General features: G+C 50.5%; 1 protein-coding gene. It reads right to left on the minus strand.

What is annotated here, in order from left to right:
- Nucleotides 1-8: 8 nt before the first annotated feature.
- Nucleotides 9-1177, minus strand: a protein-coding gene (locus tag J8X26_RS23565; RefSeq protein WP_208952127.1) for an IS3 family transposase whose coding sequence is annotated in 2 segments (ribosomal slippage) — nucleotides 9-928 and nucleotides 928-1177 — 1170 coding nt in all. Because the reading frame shifts where the segments join, the coding sequence is not laid out codon by codon here.
- Nucleotides 1178-1250: the final 73 nt, after the last annotated feature.

The raw sequence follows: 1250 nt of genomic DNA on the forward strand, positions 1-1250 counted from the left end.
TGTAGTGGTCAACAAAAACTGGCCACCGCGTTAGAGTTTTTCCAGTATCGATTTTCTGATTCGTTTGGTGGCAACCCACCGTTATATTCGTGCGGCCTGAGTGCGCTGTAATATCCAACGATATAGTCCGTTATGGCGTGTGTCGCATCGCTGAAGCTTACGTAACCTTTCACTGGCACCCATTCGTTTTTCAGACTCCGGAAGAAGCGTTCCATGGGGCTATTATCCCAACAGTTTCCACGCCGGCTCATACTCTGTCTGATCCGGTAGCGCCACAGTAACTGCCGGAACTGCCTGCTCGTATAATGACTGCCCTGATCGCTGTGGAACATCACTCCTGCGGGCTTACCCCGAGTTTCCCATGCCATTTCCAGTGCTTTCATGGTGAGTCTACTGTCCGGCGAGAACGACATTGCCCAGCCCACTGGCTTTCTTGCAAACAGATCGAGAACAACAGCGAGGTATACCCAGCGTTTGCCTGTCCAGATATAGGTCACATCACCGCACCACACCAGGTTTGGCTCTGTTACGGCGAACTGTCGCTCAAGGTGATTCGGGATAGCAACGTGTTCATGACCGCCACGTTTATACCGGTGAGTCGCCTGCTGGCAACTGACAAGCCCCAGTTCTTTCATGAGTCTGCCAGCAAGCCAGCGCCCCATCTGGTAGCCTCTCTGCGTTGCCATTGTGGCGATGCTTCTTGCTCCGGCCGAACCGTGGCTGATGGCATGCAGCTCAAGTACCTGACTTCGTAACGCAGCCCGTCTGCCGTCTGGTTTTTCAGGACGGTTTTTCCAGTATTTATAGCTGCTGCGATGAACCCCAAACACATGGCAGAGAGTGGCCACAGGATAACGCGCTCTGAGTTTCCCGATTATCGAGAACTGTTCAGGGAGTCTGACATCAAGAGCGCGGTAGCCTTTTTTAATATTTCGTTTTCCATTTCAATACGTTGTAGTTTTTTCTTCAGCTCACGTATTTCGATTTGTTCCGGTGTTATCGGAGAGGATTTTGGTGTTTTGCCCTGACGCTCTTCACGCAGTTGCTTGACCCATTTTGTCATCGTGGAAAGACCGACATCCATAGCCTTAGCGGCATCAGAGACGGTGTAGTTTTGATCGACAACCAACTGAGCGGATTCGCGTTTGAATTCAGGACTAAAATTTCTTCTTTTCATTGGAGCACCTGTGTTGTTCTGAGGTGAGCATATCACCTCTGTTCAGGTGGCCAAATTCAGTAAACCACTACAG

The organism is Rahnella sp. ChDrAdgB13 (assembly GCF_017655185.1).
Classification (GTDB): Bacteria; Pseudomonadota; Gammaproteobacteria; order Enterobacterales; family Enterobacteriaceae; genus Rahnella; species Rahnella contaminans.